This is a genomic window from Mesorhizobium sp. M2A.F.Ca.ET.067.02.1.1, from assembly GCF_004023285.1.
GTDB lineage: Bacteria > Pseudomonadota > Alphaproteobacteria > Rhizobiales > Rhizobiaceae > Mesorhizobium.
In genome coordinates this window covers 1-983 of sequence record NZ_RZSB01001225.1, presented here as the reverse complement: position 1 = coordinate 983, position 983 = coordinate 1, and the positions used below count along the sequence as shown (strand labels likewise).

The window sequence follows — 983 nt, the reverse complement described above, 5'->3', positions numbered from 1 at the left end:
ATCAAGAGCCTTCTTCTCGGCTCCGCTGCGGCCCTGATCGCAGTTTGGGGCGCCCGCGCCGCCGACGCGGTGACCGTTGCCGAGCCAGAACCGGCCGAATATGTGAAGATCTGCGACGTCTATGGCGCCGGCTACTTCTATATCCCCGGCACCGAGACCTGCCTGCGCGTCGGCGGCTACGTCCGCTATGACGCCGGCGTGGGCGATGTGGGCTCGTTCGATGGCGCCAAGAGTGTCGACGTTCGGGACGGCGACGTCCAGAACACCTGGTTCAAGAACACCCGGTTCACGCTGAAGACCTGGACCGGCCAGGAAACCGAACTCGGCACGTTGAAGACCTACACCGAGACGCGCTTCAATTTCGGCGACAAGAACCTGGTCACCGCCGACGGTGACGTCGACAGCAATCCCGCCGCCAACAAGGCGACCGACCTGCATTTCGCCTGGATCCAGCTCGGCGGCCTGCGCGTCGGTAAGGATGAGACGCCTTATGACCAGTTCATCGGTTATGCCGGCAATGTCATCCAGGACACGATCATCCCGTATGGCATCAAGGACACCAATGTCGTCAGCTACTATTTCGACGCCGGCAGCGGCTTCTCGGGCGTCGTCTCGCTCGAAGAAGGCTCCGGTACCACCGGCACCATCGACAGCTATGTTCCACACGTCGTCGGCGGCCTGAAGTACAAGGGCGACTGGGGCGCGCTCACTGGCGTCGTTGCCTATGACAGCAACTACGAGGAAGTGGCTGGCAAGGTTCGCCTCGATGTCAACGTCAACAAGGAACTATCCCTGTTCATCATGGCCGGCTACGGCACCGACGACAACCTAAGCGACGATGCGGGCAACGCAGTCGATGCCCACGGGCGCGGCTTCTACAAGCCATGGGGCGGCAACTGGGCTGTATGGGGTGGCGGCACCTACAAGTTCAACGACAAGACGTCCTTCAATGTCCAGGCATCCGCCGACGACGACAAGAACTA

At 61.5% G+C, this 983-nt stretch carries 1 protein-coding gene; it reads left to right on the top strand.

The features are described from left to right. Positions 1-983, top strand: a 983-nt coding sequence (locus EOA28_RS36925; protein ID WP_245501698.1) for a porin, incomplete at both ends; no start/stop codon positions are given.